Annotated in this window: 1 protein-coding gene; it reads left to right on the top strand. The window is 60.4% G+C overall.

Translation table 11 applies throughout. The features are described from left to right. Positions 1-157: 157 nt before the first annotated feature. The coding region (locus ACG2LG_RS24230) for a transposase (RefSeq protein ID WP_396263485.1) at positions 158-447 on the top strand (290 nt) is incomplete at its 3' end.

The following is a 447-nucleotide window of genomic DNA, read 5'->3' as shown; positions in this document are numbered from 1 at the left end:
AACCGGCCCGCCCGGATCGATCCGCTCCCTGACGCCCTCAAAACGACCTTCAAAAAACCCCTTGCCAAGCTCTGGTACTACTGACCCGAATGGCAGGGCCAACAAGCCCGTCGTCGATGCCCTCATGACTTTCCGGGGTTTCAAGATCGTCGCCGCCATGATGGTCGTTTCCGAAATCGGCGATTTCGTGCGTTTCACCCATCCGCGCCAGCTGATGAGTTATCTCGGCCTCACCCCCGGAGAATACACCACCGGTGGCAAACAGAAACAGACCGGCATCACCAAGTGCGGCAACGCCCATGCACGATGGATTCTCATCGAATGCGCCACCCACTACCGCGTACAGCCGCGCGTCAGCTATGCCATGGCCGAGCGACAGAAGGGCAAGCCGCGATGGGTCAAGGAGATCGCCTGGCGTGCCCAGAATCGCCTGCACGCCCGATTCAG

The sequence above is a fragment of the Haloferula sp. A504 genome (assembly GCF_044385805.1).
In the GTDB taxonomy this organism is placed as follows: domain Bacteria; phylum Verrucomicrobiota; class Verrucomicrobiia; order Verrucomicrobiales; family Akkermansiaceae; genus Haloferula.
This window is presented reverse-complemented; position numbering and strand designations above follow the sequence as displayed.